Origin of the sequence: Streptococcus sp. 20925_1_77 (assembly GCF_041432125.1) — a bacterium.
GTDB lineage: Bacteria > Bacillota > Bacilli > Lactobacillales > Streptococcaceae > Streptococcus.
Genome location: NZ_JAPVZB010000016.1, coordinates 17,534 through 37,121, shown reverse-complemented (window position 1 = coordinate 37,121; position 19,588 = coordinate 17,534). Strand labels below are relative to the sequence as shown.

Sequence of the window (19,588 nt, the reverse complement as noted above, 5' to 3'; positions counted from 1 at the left end):
GCTTTTATAGTAATGCTACAGATGCAGTAGCATATTATAAGGAGTAAGTAATGGCATTATTTTCTAAAAAAGATAAATATATTCGGATCAATCCGAATAGGTCAGCCTGGAAGGAACCTCAGCCAAAACCTGAAGTACCTGATGAACTATTTTCACAATGCCCAGGTTGTAAACATACCATTTACCAAAAAGATTTAGGTAGTGAACGGGTATGCCCGAATTGTGGCTATACCTTCCGTATTTCTGCTAAAGAACGCTTGGCGCTGACAGTGGATCCAGCTAGCTTTGAGGAAATGTTTACAGGAATCGAAACGACAGACCCTTTGAATTTTCCTAATTATAAGAAGAAACTGGCAGCAGTGCGGGAAATGACAGGGCTGGATGAAGCTGTGCTAACTGGAACTGCCTTGATTAAAGGCCAAAAAGTTGCTCTTGGGATCATGGATTCCAACTTTATCATGGCTTCAATGGGTTCTGTAGTAGGTGAAAAAATTACTCGTTTATTTGAATTTGCGACAAAAGAAAAATTGCCAGTTGTTCTCTTTACTGCTTCCGGTGGCGCTCGGATGCAAGAAGGTATCGTGAGTTTGATGCAAATGGCAAAAATTTCTGCAGCTGTTCAACGTCATTCTAAAGAAAAATTATTTTATTTGACGGTATTGACAGATCCAACAACCGGTGGGGTGACGGCTTCATTTGCTATGGAAGGTGATATTATCATGGCAGAGAGTCAAGCCTTGGTTGGGTTTGCCGGTCGGCGCGTGATTGAATCAACTGTGCGTGAAAAATTGCCAGATGATTTCCAAAAAGCAGAATTTCTACAAGAACATGGATTTGTTGACTTGATCGTGGAGAGAAGCCAAATCCGAGCAACAGTTGGACAATTATTGGCCCTTCATGGAGGTAAACATGAGTAAAATAACACAGATTATAAAAGAGGCACGTGATCAAGGAAGATTGACTGCGCTTGATTTTGCTCAAGGAATCTTTGATGATTTTATCGAATTACATGGAGATCGAAACTTCCGTGATGATGGTGCAGTGATTGGTGGGATTGGACGCTTAGGTGATCAAACCGTTACTGTCGTCGGGATCCAAAAAGGGAAAAATCTTCAGGATAACCTAAAACGTAATTTTGGGCAACCCCATCCAGAAGGTTATCGAAAAGCTTTACGCCTCATGAAGCAAGCGGAGAAGTTTGGCCGTCCAGTTGTGACCTTTATCAATACAGCGGGTGCTTATCCTGGTGTTGGTGCCGAGGAACGAGGACAAGGTGAAGCTATTGCCCGCAACCTCATGGAAATGAGTGATTTAAAAGTTCCAATTATCGCGATTATCATCGGAGAAGGTGGCTCTGGTGGTGCCTTGGCTCTGGCTGTAGCAGATAAGGTCTGGATGATAGAAAACTCCATCTATGCAGTCTTGAGTCCAGAAGGTTTTGCCTCTATTCTTTGGAAAGATGGAAGCCGTGCCATGGAAGCAGCAGAGTTGATGAAGATTACTTCTCACGAGTTGTTAAATATGGACATTGTCGATAAGGTGATTCCCGAGCATGGATTTTCAAATGGAGAACTACTGGCTCAAGTGAAGAAGGAATTACAGGAAGAGTTAAAGGTTTTACAAGCTTTACCTCTCGAAGAGCTTCTGGAGCAACGCTACCAACGTTTTCGTAAATATTAAAAAACTGAGCTTGCAATTTGCAAGACTCAGTTTTTTTAAACTTTATTTTGGTGCGATGACTTCTGCGCCACCCATGTATGGGCGAAGGACTTCTGGAATGGTCACAGAACCGTCTTCGTTTTGGTAGTTTTCAAGAATAGCAGCGACGGTACGTCCGACAGCTAACCCTGAACCGTTCAAAGTGTGAAGGAGTTTTACCTTGCCATCTGATTCATCACGGTAGCGGATTTGCGCACGGCGAGCTTGGAAATCTTCTGTATTGGAACAGCTTGAGATTTCACGGTAGGTGTTTTGCGCTGGAATCCATACTTCCAAGTCATAAGTCTTGGCAGCTGAGAAGCCCATGTCTCCCGTTGAGAGAGCTACCACACGGTATGGAAGGTTCAGTTTTTGAAGGATATTTTCAGCATTGACAACCATTTTTTCCAATTCATCATATGATTCTTCTGGTTTAGCAAATTTCACCATTTCAACCTTATGGAATTGGTGCAAACGGATCAATCCACGAGTATCACGACCAGCTGAACCAGCTTCTGAACGGAATGATGGACTCATAGCGGTGAAGTAGATTGGAAGGTCTTTTCCATCAAGAATTTCATCGCGGTAGTAGTTCGTCAAAGGAACTTCAGCAGTTGGAATGAGGACATAATTGGTATCGCTAAGTTCAAAAGTATCTTCCTTGAATTTTGGATACTGACCAGTACCAAACATAGAATCATGGTTGACCATGTAAGGAGGGATGACTTCAGTGTAGCCTTCCTTGCCATGTTCGTCCAACATGAAGTTGTAGATAGCGCGTTCTAAGCGAGCCCCAAGTCCTTTGTAGAAGAGGAAACGAGCACCAGTAACTTTAGCCCCGCGTTCCCAGTCAAGGATATCAAGGTCTTCACCTAAATCCCAGTGAGCTTTTGGTTCAAAGCCAAATTCGCGCGGTGTTCCCCAACGACGAACCTCAACATTGTCATCCTCATCTGCTCCAACAGGGACACTATCAGCAGGGATGTTTGGAAGGGTAGTAGTGAATTCAGTTAATTTTGCATCGATTTCAGCCAATTCTGTATCCAATGCTTTGACTTCTGTAGAGAGGGTTTGCATGGCAGCAATCTTATCATCTGCATTTTCCTTGTTGCGTTTAGCTTGTGCGATTTCAGCAGATACAGTGTTACGCTCTGCTTTGAGATTTTCTACTTTGACTAAGATATCTCGACGTTTGGCATCGATTTCTTTCATTTCATTCAAAATAGCTGCATCTACGCCACGTGTTGCCAATTTTTTAGCAACCGTATCAAAGTCTGTACGAATTCGTTTAATATCTAACATAGCTTCTCCTTTAACAAAAAACACACCTGTTAGAGTGTTGGAGTGGCAGAGCCACGGTTCCATCCAACTTCACAGGTGTGCACTTGATTCGATATTGTATTTTAAAGAAACGGTAGAATTTCAATTAAGATTCCTATCTGCTCGCAGCAACCGCAGACTTTCTGAAAGAGACTCTTAACTTACTTATCCGTTTGCGTCTATTATACAAGAAAAGATCCTATTTTGCAAATAGATTTTTAATTTTAGCCGTGATGATTTGGATCAACGTAGGAAGTTTGACAATTTTATCATTCCCTAGATGTTCCCGAGCAATCTTTAAAATTTTTCCAGAGTCTTTTGAAGCAAAGAGAAATTTTGATTCTCTGGTATAGATTTCAAAATGGCGGCTAATTTTACGTCCGGATACATTGGCTCCGATTCGCTCGATTTCTTGCCAGGGAATTTGGATGTAGTCTTCTACATTTGCATCCGCATAAAATTCAAAAGCGGCATTCCCGACTAGGATTTTTCCAACCTTTCCCCCCACTCCAAGGTAAGAAACCCCTGTAGTATGGAATTCAACGGTTTTATTCAATGATTGAGCCATGAGATCCTCCTGTATTGCTGTTCACTCCATTATATCATAATAAAAAGAAGGCCGAAACCTTCTTTTTAGTTGATCTTTGCTTACATCAAGCCAGCAACGTGTGCTAATACACCGATTACAAAGAGAGCGATGATGATAGTGATTGGAGATACTTTTTTCTTCAACAACCACATACAAGCAAAAGTAAGAAGCAATCCCATCAAACCAGGAATCAATGAATCCAAGTTTTGTTGGAAAGTTGTAACTTTTTCAGGTGTTTGAGATAGGCCTGAACCAACTTGAGCGAAGGCTTCTTGAATTCCTTTGAAACCTTCAGGAAGTTTATCCCAATGGATATAAGCTTTGTCGTCTAATTTGACAGAAGAAACATTGAAGACGAATTTAATAGATACCCAACGTTCTACCAAGACAGCGAGGATGAACATCCCAAGGATAGAAGCCCCTTTAGTGATGTCTTGCAAGATCCCACCAGACATATCTTTGGTAATTTCAGAACCTGCTTTGTAGCCAAGTTCTTGCGTGTACCACAAGAAGGCCATACGAATCGCATTCCATGCGATAAAGAAGATGAGTGGACCAAGGATATTACCAGACGCAGCAAGTGATGCACCAAGAGCCCCAAGAATTGGACGGACAGTGAACCAGAAGACTGGATCTCCGATACCCGCCAAAGGACCCATCATACCAATTTTAACCCCTTGGATGGCAGCATCGTCAATAGCGGCACCGTTTGCTCTTTCTTCTTCAAGAGCAAGCGTTACCCCGATGATAGGAGCGGCAACGTATGGGTGAGTGTTAAAGAATTCCATGTGACGCTCAAGAGCAGCCGCTTGGTCTTCTTTCTTTGTGTAGAGTTTTTTGATAGCTGGGATCAATGAGTATGCCCAACCCAAGTTTTGCATCCGTTCATAGTTCCAAGAACCTTGCAAGAAGGTTGAACGCCACCAAACTTTTTGACGATCTGATTTAGATAATTGTAATTTTTCAGTCATGATAGTGTCACACCTTTCTTAATAGTCTTCGAGAATGTCGCCAATTGGATCGTTAGAAGTAGCGGCTCCGCCACCTCCATTGCCACCTTTCTTAGAAAGAGTAAGGTAGATCAAGGCAAGGGCAACACCAATTGCTCCAAGGGCGATCAAGGTCAATTGGCTAACAGCTGCAAGAGCAAAACCGATGGCAAAGAATGGCCATACTTCACGGCTCGCCATCATGTTGATAACCATGGCATAACCAACGGCTACAACCATACCACCACCGATTTGCATTCCATCAGAGAGCCATTTTGGCATTTGTTCAAGAGCAGTTTTGACAGTTTCAGCAGGAATCATCAACAAGAGGGCTGCAGGAATGGCGATACGAAGACCTTGAAGAAGAAGGGCCACAAAGTGAGCGCGTTCTACACCTTTGATATCCCCTTTTCTAGCAGCAGCGTCGGCAGTGTGAACCAAACCAACGGAAAGGGTACGGACGATCATGGTCAAGAAAAGACCAGCAACTGCAAGTGGAATAGCGACACCTTGAGCGACAGCGATTCCTTTTGTACTGAAGTCTCCCCCAAGTACCATGATGATGGCAGCAGCGACAGATGCAAGGGCAGCATCGGGTGCAACTGCGGCACCAATGTTTGCCCAGCCAAGTGCAATAAATTGAAGTGAACCACCAAGCATAATGCCAGCAGTCAAATTACCTGTTACCAAACCGATTAAGGTACAAGCAACAAGGGGTTGGTGGAATTGGAATTGGTCAAGGATACCTTCAAGACCTGCTAAGAAGGCAACAACGACCACTAATACCATAGAAATAATAGACATGTTTAAAATCCTTTCGTAAGTAATCGATTATTGAACGTTAGCTTTGTTAATTAAGTCAAACAAATCTTTCTTAGAGTCATTTGGTACTTTACGGACGTCAAATTCAACTCCAAGATCACGCATTTTTTCAAATGTAGCCACGTCATCTTTATCCATTGACAACACATTGTTCACCATGGTTTTACCAGTTGAGTGGGCCATTGAACCAACGTTCAAGGTTTTAATCGGAACACCACCTTCAATGGCGCGAAGAGCATCTTGAGGTGTTTCAAATAAGATCAAAGCATGGGTATTTCCAAAACGTGGATCTTTTGCAACGTCGATCAATTTTTGAATTGGGACAACGTTTGCTTTCACACCATTTGGTGCCGCTTGTTTGATCAATTCCTTACGGAGTTCATCTTTGGCAACAGAATCTGAAGCAACAATGATCCGATCGGCTTTTGAATCAGGTGTCCAAGCAGTTGCGACTTGTCCATGAAGAAGACGTGTATCTAAGCGGGCAAGGTTAATCTTGAGTTTTCCATCTCCGATAACTGTTCCTTCTGGAATAGCAGCTTGGGCTACAGGAGCAGCAGCGGCTGTACTAGCTTCTTCAACAGGATTCAATTCTTCTGGAAGGGCTTTGACACCGTCTTTTGCTTCCTTGATGATGTTTGCAGCGACTTTATCAACGCCGGCATTTGCATCCATCAAACGCTCTGTATAAGCTTGAATCAACATTGGAAGGTTCAATCCTGTGATGATCGCAAATTTACGATCTGGATTTTCTCCCATGACGCGACTCGCCTGGTTAAATGGAGAACCACTCCAAAGGTCAGCCAAAACCAAGACTTCATCTTCTGCATCAAATGCGGCAACAGCTGCATTGAATTTAGCATAGAGATCATCCGGGCCTTCACTTGGCATGAACGTAACCACTTGAACTTTCTCTTGATCCCCAAAGATCATCGAGCCGGATTGGTGGATTCCAGCTGCAAATTCACCGTGGCTAGCAATAATGATACCAATACTCATTATTGACATTCCTCCTTATAAAATTTGTTTGACTTTCAGTTTAAGAAAACTTTAAGCTACTTTATTATAAATCGTTTCCACACTTAAGTCAATTTTTCTATCAAAATCTCGATGTAAAAACATTAATTTATTATATTAAATTATCGTTAGATAGAAAAAGAATGCTCTTGAATGCATTTTGTTTATTACTTGTTGATGCTTAAAAAAACAATAATAGACATGTTTTATAGGATTTTGTTCTTAATGAAAAGATTCCGACAATCAAACGATATTCTCGAAAATAAAAATAAATATATAATAAATTGTAAAATAGAGTGATTGAGAGCACTCAAAAAGACTAGCCCAGTTGGGCTAGTCCTGTAGGTTCAGTTGTTTAGTTTGTAAAGTCAAGTACCATACGTCCTTGAATGGTTCCAGCTTCCATTTCGTCAAAGACTTTGACTGCATCTTCTACTGGACGTTTTTGAACGACAGGGACTACCAAGCCTTCTGCACCAAATTGGAAGGCTTCTTCCAAGTCTTTACGAGTTCCTACAAGAGAACCAATGACTTGGATACCATCTAATACAGTTTTCACAATGCTGAGGTCCATCATTTCAGAAGGAAGACCAACTGCGACAATGCGGCCACCTGCACGAACAGAATCTACTGCTTGGTTGAAAGCTACTTTAGAAACAGCTGTTACGACAGCAGAGTGAGCTCCACCATTTGTTTTTTCTTTGATCAATCCTGGGACATCTTCGACTTCGCGACCGTTGATGACAAAGTCTGCACCAACTTCTTTCGCCAATTCCAGTTTGTCATTGTTGATATCAACAGCGATGACATGTGCGTTGAAGACTTTCTTGGCATATTGAACAGCCAAGTTACCCAATCCACCAGCTCCGTAGATAACGATCCATTGTCCTGGTTCTGCTTTGGCTTCTTTGATGGCTTTGTAAGTTGTAACACCTGCACAAGTGATAGAAGAAGCTTGGGCTGGATCTAATCCTTCAGGTACTTTCACTGCGTAATCTGCAGTAACGATACATTGCTCAGCCATTCCTCCGTCAACAGAATAACCAGCATTTTTTACAGTACGGCAAAGGGTTTCGCGACCGGTTGTACAGTATTCACAAGTTCCACATCCTTCGAAGAACCATGCGACACTGACACGATCTCCAACTTTTAGGCTCTTGACATCTGGAGCGACTTCTTTCACAATTCCGATTCCTTCGTGTCCAAGAACACGGCCTGGCACTTTACCGAAGTCTCCGTGAGCGACGTGCAAGTCAGTGTGGCAGACACCACAGTATTCGATTTGAACAAGAGCTTCCCCTGTTTCAAGTGGACGCATACCTTTGTTTGCAACGATTTCAACACCAGTACCTTCTGGATTTACAACAACAGCTTTCATTTTGTTCCTCCTTAAGTGAACGAGAAGCGATTTAAAATTTTTGAAAGCGCTTCTTTAATAACTATGTTAATAATATCACAAACTTATCTATTGAACAATAAAAAAATGGAAAAAAAGAAGGGTATTGATTAACCGATTAAGGATTTAGCGCAGAAAAAGACATGAGGGGATAGCTCATGTCTGTTCCTATTATAAGAATAATTGAATGAGTTGACGCGCGACACCATCTTCATTATTCGTGAAATCTGTGACGGAGTCTGCATAAGGGAGAAGGACGGAGCTGGCATTTTTCATGGCGTATCCATGACCAGCAAGAGCTAGCATCTCAGTATCATTGTGCTCATCTCCAAAAGCAATCAAATCTTTCTGATCCATATTGAGTTTATCTAGAAGGTAGGATAGAGCAGATGCTTTGGTCACATTTTTTGGATTGCATTCCAATATATTTAGGGGACCACCCCAGGTATTGATAGACAGATTGTAGTCATAATGCCGATTCATTTCATCTGCTAGAGCATACTTATCTTCCGCCTTTGTTTGAAGGAGGATACAGTTTGGGTCTCTCGTTACCCGTTCTGGATTAAATTGATTTTCTGGTTGGAAAGATTCAATACCGAATAATTTAGGGTCTGCGATGTGCTCATTTGGATCGGTAATAAAGAATTTATTGCGGTATTCGCCAGCTATAAAGTCCGCTTGGATGGTATCCCGGTTGGCGACCATATCTAGGAGGTATTTTTTATCTAAGGTTAAACATTGTTCATCTGCCCATTTTTTTTCCGGCAGATGGGTGAGGGAGCCATTGAAATTGATCATCGGAGTATCAAGCTCTAGTTGTTTGTAGTAGGTATGCGCCATACGGTAGGGACGTCCTGTTGTAATAATGATTTTATGGCCAAGAGCGCTAATTTTTTTAATGGTATCAATGGTAAAGTCGCTCAATTTGCTTTCGGAATTTAAGAGGGTTCCGTCTAGATCTAGAGCGATCATCTTTTTATGCATATTTCAGTTCCTTTCGAGAAGAATGAGACCATTATATCAGAAAAATCGGAAAAGCGCTCAAAAATCGAGAAGCGAAGCGGGATTTCTTGAAAGACGAAAGATCTTTTGGTAGAATAGATATAACGTTCGCAAATTGATTGGGAGCGAGAATGATGAAAAAGGAGTTTATTCTGAAATGGATAAGTTTTTTAAACTTTCAGAACATGGAACCACTGTTCGGACAGAGGTTCTTGCTGGTCTGACAACCTTTTTTGCGATGAGTTATATCCTCTTCGTAAATCCTCAAATGTTGTCACAAACAGGTATGCCAGCTCAAGGGGTCTTCCTTGCAACGATTATTGGATCTGTGGTCGGAACCTTGATGATGGCTTTTTATGCCAATTTACCCTATGCACAAGCACCAGGAATGGGCTTGAATGCCTTCTTTACCTTTACCGTTGTATTTGGTATGGGCTACTCATGGCAGGAAGCTTTGGGAATGGTCTTCATTTGTGGTGTGATTTCATTGATCATCACATTGACAAATGTTCGGAAGATGATCATCGAATCGATTCCGACAGCCCTACGCTCTGCTATTTCAGCGGGGATTGGGATTTTCTTGGCCTATGTTGGGATTAAGAATGCAGGATTTTTGAAATTTACGATTGACCCTCATACCTATACAGTGGTCGGAGAAGGAGCAGATAAGGCGAATGCAACGATCTCAGCCAATGCATCTGCTGTTCCTGGTTTGGTTGATTTTAACAATCCAGCCGTCCTCTTAGCCCTTGTTGGTCTTGCGATTACCATTTTCTTTGTTGTCAAAGGGATTAAGGGAGGGATTATCCTTTCCATCTTAGTGACGACGGTTCTTGGAATTCTAATCCATGTTGTTGATATCAGCAAAATCGACTTTGCAAGTAACCATCTAGGAGCTGCCTTTAATGATTTAGGCACGATCTTTGGTCAAGCTTTAGGATCGAAAGGATTGGGTTCGTTGATTTCCAATACGTCTCGTTTGCCTGAAACCTTAATGGCAATCTTAGCCTTCTCCTTGACCGATATTTTTGATACAATTGGAACTTTGATCGGTACGGGTGAAAAAGTTGGGATTGTTGCGACGAATGGGGAAAACCATCAATCAGTGAAATTAGATAAAGCCCTCTATTCAGATCTCGTAGCGACTTCAGTTGGAGCTATTGCAGGGACATCGAATGTAACGACCTATGTTGAATCTGCAGCCGGTATTGGAGCGGGTGGACGCACTGGTTTGACAGCCTTGGTTGTTGCGATCTGTTTTGCTATTTCAAGTCTCTTTAGTCCCTTGCTAGCGATTGTACCGACCGCTGCCACAGCTCCAATTTTGATTGTTGTTGGGATCATGATGTTGAGTGGTTTGAAAAATATCCATTGGGAAGATATGTCAGAAGCCGTTCCTGCCTTCTTCACTTCTATCTTTATGGGCTTCAGCTACTCAATTACTCAAGGGATCGCTGCTGGATTTATCACCTATAGCTTGGTGAAAGTGGTTAAAGGACAAGCCAAAGAAGTGCACAGCATGATTTGGATCCTAGATGTTCTCTTTATTTTAAACTACGTGAGCATGGCCTTGAATTAGTTATCAGGGAAATATTTAAAAAGGAATGGGAGTGGTTTCCCATTCCTTTCAGATTGAAGACAAAGTTATACCAAAAACATTCCTTAGGTGAGTACGGACGTCAGCGAACTTCTTTGAAGTTCCATGACTAATTATTGAGCCTAAGGTCTCAATAATTCCGAGTGCCTGAAACGTTATTTTTTCAGGCACTTTTCTCACAGCGGAAAGTTTCAGTATTTTCTTAAATCGATTTAAAAATTGGAACTCAAATTTATTTTTTTTTTTTTGCAGAATCACTTAGCTTATTTTACTTTAAAATAGTTTGTCTATCTATCTAAAAAGCAAACCTGAGTCGAACAATTTCTAAAAGAAAGAGCAGATTTTTAAAAAGTTTGGTATAATAGAGAAATGATTAGTCACAATGAAACGGAGCTGATCGCTCTAGGAAAACAGCTAGGAAAACTCTTAGAAAAGCAAGACGTGATTATCTTATCAGGGGATCTAGGAGCAGGAAAAACGACCTTTACCAAGGGAATTGCAAAGGGGTTAGGGATTGATCAGATGATTAAGAGCCCGACCTATACCATTGTTCGTGAATACGAAGGTCGCTTGCCTTTATACCATTTGGATGTTTACCGGATTGGGAATGATCCAGATTCTATTGATTTAGATGATTTTCTATTTGGAGATGGTGCGACCATTATTGAATGGGGAGAGCTGATTGAGCCGAGTCTCTCGGATGCTTATCTAAAAATTTTTATCCGAAAATTGGAAGATGGGCGAGAGTTGGCTTTTGAGGCTCATGGAGCGCGTGCGGAAGCTTTACTAGCATCCTTTGAGCAGGTGGAAAAAACCGATGACTAAGGAAAAGGAAGTGACAGTGGAAATTCGGCAAGCTGACAGTGCAGACGCGGCTCTTGTCGTTGATTTCTTAAATCAAGTTGGGAAAGAGTCAGATTACATGACGCTAGATGAAGCTGGAATTGGCATGTCTCCAGCAGACATGGAGCAATTTCTGATGGTGCAAGAGATGGCGGAAAACCGGATTTGCCTCTTGCTATTTTTAGATCAGGAACTGGCAGCTTTGTTAAATATCACTGCAGCTTCTCAACGGTCTGTTCGGCATATTGGTGATGTCTTTATTGTGGTTCGCAAAGCTTATTGGAATCAAGGGCTTGGACAGATTTTGTTGGAAGAAGGGATCGAGTGGGCGCACTCGACCGGTGTTCTTAGGAAACTAGTCTTGAATGTCCAAGTGCGCAATGAACGAGCGGTTCACCTGTATAAAAAGTTAGGTTTTGAGATCGAAGGTTGCCAAGCTCGTGGAGCTTGTTCAGCTGAAGGAGAATTCTTAGATGTTTACCTTATGGGGAAACTGATAGATTAGAGAGAGAGTCTACATGGTTAAAAAAATTATTTTGATGTTTTTGAGCTTATTGACGGTAACAGTGATTGGGATCGGGGCCTATGGTCTCACCATCCTTAATCAAACAACAGGAACCCTCAGTAAGACCTATAAGGGCTTTGGGAATGAGACCAATGTCATCGCAGAAAACAAGCCGATGACTATCCTTTTGATGGGGGTTGATACAGGTAGCGGTTCTCGGGAAGATCCTTGGGCCGGAAATAGTGATACCATGATTTTGGTGACTGTTAATCCTCAAACAAAAGAAACAACCATGACAAGCTTGGAAAGAGATATCCTAACCAATATTACTTCAGATGGTCAAACGGTCCAAGCAAAATTGAATTCAGCTTATGCTCAAGGTGGTGCGAAGTTAGCCATTAAGACCATTCAAGATCTTTTGAATATCCATATTGACCGCTATGTCATGATCAATATGAAGGGGCTGGTTCAATTAGTGGATAAGGTTGGTGGCATCACGGTTAACAATCCATTTGACTTCGATATCTCGATCGAGGAAAATGAGCCAGAATATACGGCTAAGATTGCACCAGGACGTCAGGAGATTAATGGGGACCAAGCTCTCGTTTATTCACGTATGCGCTACCAAGACCCAGAAGGAGACTATGGACGTCAAAAACGTCAACGTGAAGTGATCAAAAAGATTGTTGAGAAAGTTTTAAGCCTCAATAGTTTGAGTCACTACAAAGGAATCATTGAGTCTGTTAGTGACAATATGCAAACCAACATTTCACTTGATAGCAACAGTCTTCTTCAATTGTTAGGATATAAAGATGCCCTTTCAACGATTCATCAGTACCAGCTGAAAGGAGAAGATGCCACCTTAGCAGATGGCGGAAGTTATCAGATTGTCACTTCAAAACATATCTTGAAAATTCAAAATATCATCCGCAAAGCTTTGGGACTAAAAGAAATTAAAACATTGAAAACCAATGCTTACCTATTAGATGGAGATGAAGAGTTGAAGAATACTTCTTCTCAAAATGATACGCCAGCGGCATCATCTGAGGAAGCACCTGTTTACCAAGAGTTTAACCAACTACCAGTTGTACCATCGACCCAGGATACGGGAGTGGTGACGCCTCAAAGTTCTGTTGCACCAGTGACACCAGTTGCTCCTGCAGCTACAGAGTCGAGCAGTGTGACACCTACGGTACCTTCAGAATAAGAAAAAAACGATTGAGTTTTCTCAATCGTTTTTACTTGGTTGCCAGATGTCTTGAATTTCTTTTAGAGAGGCTGTTGCTTGTTGACGAAATAGTTTGGTCTTGTATTGGAAATCCGTTACCAATTCTTGAAGATTGGTCTTTTGGTCTTGGATAATATCCAGATTGCGTTGGATTTTTGCTAGGTTATCTTGAATTCCCTTGATCAATTGGCTGGATTCAGTCACCTCTGTTTTAATTTCTTTGCGGTTTTTTACTAGGTGGTAGCTAATGCTAGCTCCTGTTGCAAACCAAAAGAGATTTTTGAGTTTCATATGGCCTCCTTTTTAACTGTTTTTGATGGTTTCTGCGAGAACTGCTAGTTGTTCAAAATTAGGCTCGTGTTCAGTAAATGAAATGGCAAGCTCATCTTGATCGGAATAGCGAGGGATAATGTGGACATGTGTGTGAAATACGGTTTGTCCAGAAACTTCTTCCATGTTGCTGATGATATTCATTCCCTTAGCTTGGGTAGCAGCTTCTACTTTTTTAGCAACTTTAGAAACACGTGCAAATAGTTGAGCTGTGGCGGTTTCGTCCATCTCTAATAGATTGCGAGCATGTTTTTTTGGAACCACTAACGTATGACCTGGTGTAACCTGAGAGATGTCCAAAAATGCGAGGACTTCCTCGTCCTCATAGACTTTGGAGGAAGGAATGTCGCCAGCTATAATCTTACAAAAAATACAATCGTCAACCATAAATACACCTCATTTAGACTAAATTTTGTTATAATATAAGAACATTATACCAGAAATCGGAGAAAATATGTTAGAAATCAACAAGTTGACAGGGGGCTATGTCAACATCCCTGTCCTGAAAGAGGTGAGTTTTTCAGTTCCGGATGGCCAACTGATTGGTTTGATTGGACTAAATGGAGCTGGGAAGTCAACCACTATTAATGAAATTATTGGTCTCCTGCATCCTTATGCTGGGGAAGTACGGATTGATGGCTTGAGTCTTCCAGAAGCTCCAACTGACTATCGTAAAAAGATCGGCTATATTCCAGAAACCCCTAGCCTATATGAAGAATTAACCCTGAGAGAGCATATCGAGACCGTAGCTATGGCCTATGATTTAGACATGGATCAGGTCATGGTGCGCGTCCAGCCTTTGTTGGAACGATTTCGTTTGGCTGAAAAATTAGATTGGTTCCCGACCCAGTTTTCAAAAGGGATGAAGCAAAAGGTCATGATTATTTGCGCCTATGCAGTGGATCCAAGTCTTTATATTGTCGATGAACCCTTTTTGGGATTGGATCCTGTTGCGATTGCAGATTTGATTCAGTTATTGGCCGATGAGAAGGCAAAAGGAAAATCGATTTTGATGAGTACCCACGTTCTTGATTCGGCTGAAAAGATGTGTGATGGTTTTGTGATCCTCCATAAGGGTCAGATCCGAGCAAAAGGGACCTTGGACGAGCTGCGCTCAACTTTTGGGGATGAGAAAGCAAGTCTAAATGATATCTACATGACCTTGACAGAAGAGGAAACAGCATGAAAGAGTTGATGAAAAAACGGCAAGAAACGTTTCGAACTCAATGTGTAAAATATAGCCGCTATGTTCTCAATGATCATTTCGTCCTCTTTATGCTGATTTTCATAGGATTTTTGGCGGTTCAATACAGCCAATTCTTGCAAGATCTACCCAAAGATACAAGCCTGATCCGCTGGAGTCTCATGATTGGCTTGCTCCTCTTGGTTCCGATAGGCTCCATTGCGACCTACTTAGAGAAGCCCGATGCTTTATTCCTTTTAGTAAAGGAAGAGGAAGTGAAACGTTATATCAAAGGGCAGGCCAAGAAGTCTTTTGTGTTTTGGTTTTTGATTCAAAGTGTTGTCCTTCTATTATTTGTGCCTCTTCTTCTGGCAACGGGGCTGGATAAACTTGCTATTGTAGCCTATATCCTTGTCTTAGGAGTGGCTAAAGGGGCTGTTTTTAGCTGGAAGGAAGCGCGCTTCTACCAGTATGGAAATTTGAATTGGACCTTAGCCATTGCTCGTGAGAATGCAAGGAAACAATTGATTCTTCGCTTCTTTGCCTTGTTTACAACGGTAAAAGGTATTACCAACAGTGTCAAAAGAAGAGCTTACTTGGATGGTTTCTTAGGGCTTCTTCCCAAAACACATGGTAATACGTGGCTTCACTTATATATGCGCTCCTTCCTACGGAATGGAGATCTTTTCTCTATGACTCTCCGACTCTTGGCTCTTTCCATTCTCGCTATCATCTTTATTCCTCAACCTCTCGTAGTGATTGCCCTTGTAGCCTTGCTCAATTACTTGGTTATTTTTCAATTACTGGGGCTTTACAGTGCTTTTGATTACCAACCCTTGACCCTCCTTTTCCCGATGAAACAGGGCAGTAAAAAGGCAGGTTTGAACAAAACGATTCAACTGATCATGGGGATGATAACGGTGATAGAAGGGGGGATTGGCCTGGTCTTTATTTCAGATAAAGTCCTGTTGTTAGGCTTACTGGCTTACACAGTTGCTTTAATCCTACTCTATCTTCCATTTAAGATGGCGCGCTTGGTTGACGAAAGTCGTTAAAATTAGTAAAATAGATTGGAAACTTTTTACGGAGGAAAAGATGGACTCGAATGAAAAAGAGCTAAGCCTCACCCCAATTCCTGGGAAGAGTGGGAAGGCCTACATGGGGACCTACCCAGATGGTGGGCGCGTTTTTGTAAAAATGAATACGACCCCAATCCTTGCGGGTCTAGCAAAAGAACAGATTGCTCCTCAATTATTATGGAGTCGACGATTGCCAGATGGAAATGTGATGAGTGCCCAAGAATGGTTGAATGGGGAAATTCTCACGCCAAATGGGATGTCGAAAAAACAAGTCGTCAATATTTTAACGAGATTGCACCGTTCTAGACCTTTGATGACCCAATTGAAAAAACTTGGCTATCCTGTAGAATCTCCATTAGAATTGCTCAATTCTTGGAGCAATCGGTTGCCAATTGCCCTACGTCAGAACCACTATATCCAATCAGTCGTAAAGAATTTACGTAAGACAGTGCCTGCCTTCCGGGAGGATTATGCGACGATCGTTCACGGGGATGTTCGTCATAGTAACTGGATTGAGACAGAGAGCGGCTTGATTTATCTAGTCGATTGGGACTCTGTTCGTTTGACAGACCGGATGTTGGATGTGGCGCATATCTTGAGTCATTATATCCCAGATTCTAATTGGCGCGATTGGTTAGGTTATTATGGCTACAAGTACAATCAAAAAGTATTTGATAAACTCTATTGGTTTGGTCAATACTCTTTCTTGTGCCAAATTGCTAAATACTATGAAAATAATGATTTAGAAAATGTCAATCGCGAGATCTATGCTCTGCGCAATTTCCGGTTGAAATATGGAAAGGAAATATGAGAGTTAGAAATCGCAAGGGAGCGACTGAATTATTAGAAGCGAACCCGCAATATGTGGTCCTAAATCCAGAAGATGCCAAGGGAAAGTGGCATGAAATTTTCGGGAATGACCATCCTATTCATATCGAAGTGGGTAGCGGAAAAGGGGCCTTTATTACTGGGATGGCCAAGGCCAATCCAGAGATCAACTACATCGGAATTGATATTCAAAAATCGGTCTTGAGTTATGCTTTAGATAAGGTCTTAGAAGCTGATGTTCCTAATATTAAATTGCTTTGGGTAGACGGAGATAGCTTGACCAACTATTTTGAAGATGGAGAAATCGATCGACTCTATCTGAATTTTTCAGATCCTTGGCCTAAGAAACGTCATGAGAAGCGTCGCTTGACTTACAAGACTTTCTTGGATACCTTCAAGCAAATTCTTCCAGAACATGGGGAGATTCACTTTAAAACAGATAATCGAGGTCTGTTTGAATACAGTTTGGTGAGCTTTTCACAGTATGGTATGATTTTGAAGGGAGTCTGGCTAGACCTTCATGCTAGTGATTTTGAGGGCAATGTCATGACGGAATATGAGAAAAAGTTCTCAAGTAAAGGACAGGTCATTTACCGTGTAGAAGCACAGTTTTAGCATATTCCTTGCAATCATTGGGGAATCGTGTTATAATACCTTAAATGAATAGAAAAGGAGAGGCGGGGAAATATCTTCGCCTCTTATCTATGAGGAGGTGGCAACCATCGCAACGATTGTTGACTTAGTAACAGAAGTGATTCAGCCAGCTATAAAAGAACCATTTGAATTGGTCGATGTTGAATATGGCAAAATGGGTGGTGACTACGTCTTAAGCATTTTCGTAGACAAACCAGAAGGGATCACACTGAATGATACAGCGGATTTGACAGAAATCATTAGCCCGCTATTGGATCAAATCAAACCAGATCCATTTCCAGAACAGTACTTTTTAGAAGTTACCAGTCCTGGCTTGGAGAGACCTTTGAAAACCAAGGAAGCACTCGAGGGAGCTGTTGGCAAGTATGTCAATATCAGCTTGTATAAGGCTGTTGAAAAGCAAAAGGTCTTTGAGGGGAACTTGGTAGGTTTTGAAGAGGATGTTTTGACCATTGAGTATATGGATAAAACACGAAAGAAAACTGTAGAAATTCCTTATAACCTTGTGTCCAAAGCAAGGTTGGCTGTAAAATTGTAACAGAATGAAAGAAAGGATGCCTTTATAGTAAAGGCAAGAAAAACATGAGTAAAGAAATGCTAGAAGCCTTCCGCATTTTGGAAGAAGACAAAGGGATCAAAAAAGAAGATATCATCGAAGCCGTCACAGAATCATTGCGTTCAGCTTATCGCCGTCGTTATGGACAATCAGAAAGTGCAGCGATTGAATTCAATGAAAAAACTGGAGATTTCCGTGTTTATACAGTTCGTGAAGTGGTGGATGAAGTCTTTGATAGCCGTTTAGAAATCAGCTTGAAGGATGCTTTAGCCATTAGCTCTGCTTATGAGTTGGGGGACAAGATCAAGTTTGAAGAAGCGCCAGCTGAATTTGGTCGTGTAGCAGCTCAATCTGCCAAACAAACGATCATGGAAAAAATGCGTAAGCAAACGCGCACCATCACCTATAACACTTATAAAGAACATGAAAATGAAATCATGAGTGGAACGGTGGAGCGCTTTGACAATCGGTTTATCTATGTCAATCTTGGTTCAATCGAAGCTCAATTGTCTAAGCAAGACCAAATTCCAGGAGAAGTCTTCCAATCTCATGACCGGATTGAAGTCTTTGTCTACAAGGTAGAAGATAATCCACGTGGTGTCAATGTCTTTGTTAGTCGAAGCCACCCTGAAATGATCAAACGTTTGATGGAACAAGAAATTCCTGAAGTCTATGATGGAACTGTTGAGATTATGAGTGTAGCGCGTGAAGCTGGAGATCGTACAAAAGTTGCGGTTCGCAGCCATAATCCAAACGTAGATGCGATTGGGACTATTGTTGGTCGTGGTGGATCGAATATTAAAAAGATTACCAGCAAGTTCCACCCAGCTCGATACGATCAAAAATTAGACCGTATGGTTCCGACAGAAGAAAACATCGATGTCATTGAATGGGTTCCAGATCCAGCTGAATTCATCTATAATGCGATCGCTCCTGCAGAAGTGGACCAAGTTATTTTTGATGATGAAGATAGCAAACATGCTCTCGTTGTGGTCCCAGACAACAAATTATCTCTTGCCATTGGTCGTCGTGGTCAAAACGTTCGTTTGGCAGCTCATTTGACTGGTTACCGCATCGATATCAAATCTGCTAGTGAGTTCGAAGAAATGGAAGCAGCTCAAGAAACTTTTGAAGACCAAGTAGAAAGTGACGAAGAGCAAGTCGATTAAGAGAGGGAGGGAACATGGTAAAAACAAGAAAAATCCCTTTAAGAAAATCTGTCGTTTCAAATGAAATTATTGATAAGCGCGACTTGCTCCGCATTGTTAAAAATAAAGAAGGACAAGTCTTTATCGATCCAACTGGCAAAGCCAATGGTCGAGGCGCTTACATCAAGCTAGACAATGAAGAAGCGGCACTTGCTAAGAAAAAGAAAGTTTTTAATCGTAGCTTTAATATGGAAGTGGAAGAAGCTTTCTATGATGAATTGATCGCTTATGTAGATCATAAGGTGAAGAGAAGAGAGTTAGGCCTTGAATAAGCAAAAGATAAGTAATTTGTTGGGCTTGGCGCAAAGAGCAGGAAAACTCATTTCTGGAGAAGAACTCGTGATCAAAGCCATCCAGGAAGAAAAAGCGAAATTAGTTTTTCTGGCAAATGATGCAGCTAGTAACCTGACAAAAAAGGTGACAGATAAGGGTCACTATTATGAGGTTCAAGTATCTACCGTGTTTTCAACACTAGAATTAAGCACTGCAATTGGACGTGCCCGTAAGGTCGTCGCTGTTGTAGATGCTGGATTTTCAAAGAAAATGAGGTCTCTTATGGAATAGAAGAGGAGGACAGCAATTGTCTAAGAAAAGATTATACGAAATTGCCAAAGAATTGGGCAAGGAAAGTAAGGAAGTCGTCACTCGTGCGAAAGAATTAGGTTTTGACGTCAAGAGTCATGCATCTAGTGTCGATACTGATGTTGCTGAAAAGTTGATCAAGAGCTTTTCAGCGAAAAAAGA

At 41.6% G+C, this 19,588-nt stretch carries 23 protein-coding genes and 1 pseudogene; 15 read left to right on the top strand and 9 right to left on the bottom strand.

What is annotated here, in order from left to right:
• The first annotated feature begins 50 nt into the window (after nucleotides 1-50).
• Nucleotides 51-917, top strand: a complete 867-nt coding sequence (gene accD, locus O3626_RS08685) for an acetyl-CoA carboxylase, carboxyltransferase subunit beta (RefSeq protein WP_003003810.1) — start codon at nucleotides 51-53, stop codon at nucleotides 915-917.
• The gene (locus tag O3626_RS08680; protein ID WP_371496423.1) at nucleotides 910-1,680 is read left to right on the top strand and encodes an acetyl-CoA carboxylase carboxyl transferase subunit alpha; all 771 of its coding nucleotides are present in this window, start codon (nucleotides 910-912) and stop codon (nucleotides 1,678-1,680) included. Before accD ends, O3626_RS08680 begins: the two co-directional genes overlap by 8 nt.
• A 42-nt stretch (nucleotides 1,681-1,722) precedes the next feature.
• On the opposite strand, the gene serS is transcribed toward O3626_RS08680, so the two are convergent.
• From serS to O3626_RS08645, 7 genes are all read right to left on the bottom strand, one after another.
• On the bottom strand, nucleotides 1,723-3,000 hold the full coding sequence (gene serS / locus O3626_RS08675; RefSeq protein ID WP_371496421.1) for a serine--tRNA ligase: 1,278 nt from the start codon (nucleotides 2,998-3,000) through the stop codon (nucleotides 1,723-1,725).
• 217 nt (nucleotides 3,001-3,217) lie between these two features.
• Nucleotides 3,218-3,586 (bottom strand): DUF956 family protein, encoded by a 369-nt coding sequence (locus O3626_RS08670; RefSeq protein ID WP_023920226.1) that lies wholly within the window; start codon nucleotides 3,584-3,586, stop codon nucleotides 3,218-3,220.
• An 80-nt stretch (nucleotides 3,587-3,666) separates the two neighbouring features.
• Complete coding sequence (locus O3626_RS08665) at nucleotides 3,667-4,578, bottom strand: PTS system mannose/fructose/sorbose family transporter subunit IID (protein WP_031575187.1); 912 nt, start codon at nucleotides 4,576-4,578, stop codon at nucleotides 3,667-3,669.
• An 18-nt stretch (nucleotides 4,579-4,596) separates the two neighbouring features.
• Nucleotides 4,597-5,400 carry a PTS mannose/fructose/sorbose transporter subunit IIC gene (locus O3626_RS08660; protein WP_048789380.1) on the bottom strand — a complete coding sequence of 268 codons (804 nt, stop codon included), beginning with the start codon at nucleotides 5,398-5,400 and terminating at the stop codon, nucleotides 4,597-4,599.
• A 27-nt stretch (nucleotides 5,401-5,427) separates the two neighbouring features.
• Complete coding sequence (locus O3626_RS08655) at nucleotides 5,428-6,417, bottom strand: PTS sugar transporter subunit IIB (RefSeq protein ID WP_031575194.1); 990 nt, start codon at nucleotides 6,415-6,417, stop codon at nucleotides 5,428-5,430.
• A gap of 373 nt (nucleotides 6,418-6,790) precedes the next feature.
• A complete protein-coding gene (gene adhP / locus O3626_RS08650) occupies nucleotides 6,791-7,813 on the bottom strand; it encodes an alcohol dehydrogenase AdhP (protein WP_371496418.1) in 1,023 nt (340 codons plus the stop codon).
• 189 nt (nucleotides 7,814-8,002) lie between these two features.
• Complete coding sequence (locus O3626_RS08645) at nucleotides 8,003-8,815, bottom strand: Cof-type HAD-IIB family hydrolase (RefSeq protein WP_371496416.1); 813 nt, start codon at nucleotides 8,813-8,815, stop codon at nucleotides 8,003-8,005.
• Nucleotides 8,816-8,990: 175 nt separating this feature from the next.
• On the opposite strand from O3626_RS08645, the gene O3626_RS08640 reads away from it, so the two are divergent.
• The 4 genes from O3626_RS08640 to O3626_RS08625 all read left to right on the top strand — a co-directional run bounded on the left by O3626_RS08640 (nucleotide 8,991) and on the right by O3626_RS08625 (nucleotide 12,985).
• A complete protein-coding gene (locus O3626_RS08640) occupies nucleotides 8,991-10,412 on the top strand; it encodes an NCS2 family permease (RefSeq protein ID WP_371496412.1) in 1,422 nt (473 codons plus the stop codon).
• Nucleotides 10,413-10,799: 387 nt separating this feature from the next.
• A complete protein-coding gene (gene tsaE / locus O3626_RS08635) occupies nucleotides 10,800-11,255 on the top strand; it encodes a tRNA (adenosine(37)-N6)-threonylcarbamoyltransferase complex ATPase subunit type 1 TsaE (protein ID WP_031575203.1) in 456 nt (151 codons plus the stop codon).
• On the top strand, nucleotides 11,248-11,778 hold the full coding sequence (locus tag O3626_RS08630) for a GNAT family N-acetyltransferase (RefSeq protein ID WP_049482600.1): 531 nt from the start codon (nucleotides 11,248-11,250) through the stop codon (nucleotides 11,776-11,778). Before tsaE ends, O3626_RS08630 begins: the two co-directional genes overlap by 8 nt.
• 13 nt (nucleotides 11,779-11,791) lie before the next feature.
• A complete protein-coding gene (locus O3626_RS08625; RefSeq protein ID WP_371496409.1) occupies nucleotides 11,792-12,985 on the top strand; it encodes an LCP family protein in 1,194 nt (397 codons plus the stop codon).
• 21 nt (nucleotides 12,986-13,006) lie between these two features.
• Here the strand turns inward: O3626_RS08625 and O3626_RS08620 are convergent, their stop codons facing one another.
• Both O3626_RS08620 and O3626_RS08615 read right to left on the bottom strand, forming a co-directional pair.
• Nucleotides 13,007-13,297 (bottom strand): hypothetical protein, encoded by a 291-nt coding sequence (locus tag O3626_RS08620; protein ID WP_118228683.1) that lies wholly within the window; start codon nucleotides 13,295-13,297, stop codon nucleotides 13,007-13,009.
• A 12-nt stretch (nucleotides 13,298-13,309) separates the two neighbouring features.
• The gene (locus O3626_RS08615; RefSeq protein WP_003012582.1) at nucleotides 13,310-13,723 is read right to left on the bottom strand and encodes an HIT family protein; all 414 of its coding nucleotides are present in this window, start codon (nucleotides 13,721-13,723) and stop codon (nucleotides 13,310-13,312) included.
• Between the two features lie 67 nt (nucleotides 13,724-13,790).
• On the opposite strand from O3626_RS08615, the gene O3626_RS08610 reads away from it, so the two are divergent.
• From O3626_RS08610 to O3626_RS08570, 9 genes and pseudogenes are all read left to right on the top strand, one after another.
• Nucleotides 13,791-14,522 carry an ABC transporter ATP-binding protein gene (locus O3626_RS08610; protein WP_021154515.1) on the top strand — a complete coding sequence of 244 codons (732 nt, stop codon included), beginning with the start codon at nucleotides 13,791-13,793 and terminating at the stop codon, nucleotides 14,520-14,522.
• The gene (locus O3626_RS08605; RefSeq protein WP_371496406.1) at nucleotides 14,519-15,574 is read left to right on the top strand and encodes an ABC transporter permease; all 1,056 of its coding nucleotides are present in this window, start codon (nucleotides 14,519-14,521) and stop codon (nucleotides 15,572-15,574) included. Before O3626_RS08610 ends, O3626_RS08605 begins: the two co-directional genes overlap by 4 nt.
• A 40-nt stretch (nucleotides 15,575-15,614) precedes the next feature.
• Complete coding sequence (gene ccrZ, locus O3626_RS08600) at nucleotides 15,615-16,409, top strand: cell cycle regulator CcrZ (RefSeq protein WP_003003852.1); 795 nt, start codon at nucleotides 15,615-15,617, stop codon at nucleotides 16,407-16,409.
• Entirely contained in the window at nucleotides 16,406-17,041 is a 636-nt protein-coding gene (trmB, locus tag O3626_RS08595; protein ID WP_049472473.1) for a tRNA (guanosine(46)-N7)-methyltransferase TrmB, read from the top strand. Before ccrZ ends, trmB begins: the two co-directional genes overlap by 4 nt.
• A gap of 97 nt (nucleotides 17,042-17,138) precedes the next feature.
• Nucleotides 17,139-17,618 carry a ribosome maturation factor RimP gene (gene rimP, locus O3626_RS08590; RefSeq protein WP_021154518.1) on the top strand — a complete coding sequence of 160 codons (480 nt, stop codon included), beginning with the start codon at nucleotides 17,139-17,141 and terminating at the stop codon, nucleotides 17,616-17,618.
• A gap of 44 nt (nucleotides 17,619-17,662) precedes the next feature.
• Complete coding sequence (nusA, locus tag O3626_RS08585) at nucleotides 17,663-18,805, top strand: transcription termination factor NusA (protein ID WP_031575236.1); 1,143 nt, start codon at nucleotides 17,663-17,665, stop codon at nucleotides 18,803-18,805.
• A gap of 14 nt (nucleotides 18,806-18,819) precedes the next feature.
• Entirely contained in the window at nucleotides 18,820-19,116 is a 297-nt protein-coding gene (gene rnpM, locus O3626_RS08580) for an RNase P modulator RnpM (RefSeq protein ID WP_003010401.1), read from the top strand.
• Nucleotides 19,109-19,408, top strand: coding sequence for a YlxQ-related RNA-binding protein (locus O3626_RS08575; protein WP_003010399.1), 300 nt, complete (start codon nucleotides 19,109-19,111; stop codon nucleotides 19,406-19,408). The genes rnpM and O3626_RS08575 overlap by 8 nt, the downstream gene beginning before the upstream one ends.
• A 16-nt stretch (nucleotides 19,409-19,424) precedes the next feature.
• A pseudogene (locus O3626_RS08570) lies at nucleotides 19,425-19,548 on the top strand (translation initiation factor IF-2 N-terminal domain-containing protein); the annotation flags it as partial.
• Between the last annotated feature and the right edge of the window lie 40 nt (nucleotides 19,549-19,588).